Raw genomic sequence first — 927 nt, forward strand, 5'->3', positions numbered from 1 at the left:
AGCCACGCCCGCAGCCGCGCGAGGTCGAGGTCGGCGAGGGCGCCCCCGCCGTCCACGACGAAACCCAGCAGCGACACGGCGTCGCCGACGTACGCGCGGACGGTGTGCGCGGACAATCCGCGTTCGAGCCCGAGGTGCCGTTCGTACCCGGTGACGACGGCCCGGACGGGCTCGGGCAGCGCGGCCCGGAGCGCGCGCAGGTCGGGACGGCGGGCCCGGCCGGAGCGTGGTGACGGCATGGCTGTCACGCTGCGCGAACTACCGCCCGCGGTCAAGGATCGCCACGCGGGCCCACCGGACCGGCCGAACCCCGTCGACGATTTCTCCCGGATTTCGTGGCGTTCACGCGCTTTCCCTCCGTCGTCGCCACCCGGCTTCCCCGCGGACGGCGAATCCGTCGATCTCCAGCGCCGGCAGCAGGGCCCGCACCCGCCGCAGCGCGATGCCCGCCTCGACCGCGATCTCCGCGTCGGACCGCTCCGCGCGCACGGCCAGCGCCTCGTACGTACGCAGTGCTTCGGGCCCGAGCCGGTCGGTGGACCGCTTCCGGCCTGGCGCGGCGTCCTCGGCGATGCCGAAGTGGCCCACCGTCTCGAGGACCTGGTCGATGGTCGAGACCAGCGTCGCCCGGGAGTCGCGGATCAGCTCGTGGCAGCCGACGGACATGGCCGACGAAACCGGCCCCGGCAACGCCATCACGATCTTGCCGAAGGCGCCGGCGGTGCTCGCGGTGTTGCGCGCGCCGCTGCGCTTCCCGGCCTCGACCACGACGGTGCCCTCGGTCAGCGCGGCGATCAGCCGGTTGCGGACGAGGAACCGGTGCCGCGCCGGCGGGGTGCCGGGCGGGTACTCGCTGACGACGGCGCCGCCGGACCGCACGATCCGGTTCAGCAGGCCGACGTGGCCGGCCGGATAGCCGGCGTCGAC

2 protein-coding genes are annotated in these 927 nt (G+C 74.9%); both read right to left on the reverse strand.

Annotated features, from left to right (window positions below; all coding sequences use genetic code 11):
- The coding region (locus G3I65_RS32510; RefSeq protein WP_160699490.1) for a site-specific integrase at window positions 1-239 on the reverse strand (239 nt) is incomplete at its 3' end.
- A gap of 103 nt (window positions 240-342) precedes the next feature.
- On the reverse strand, window positions 343-927 hold a 585-nt coding region (locus tag G3I65_RS32515), incomplete at its 5' end, for a DNA-processing protein DprA (RefSeq protein ID WP_203612574.1).

It is taken from the genome of Amycolatopsis sp. SID8362, from assembly GCF_010550475.1.
Classification (GTDB): Bacteria; Actinomycetota; Actinomycetes; order Mycobacteriales; family Pseudonocardiaceae; genus Amycolatopsis; species Amycolatopsis eburnea.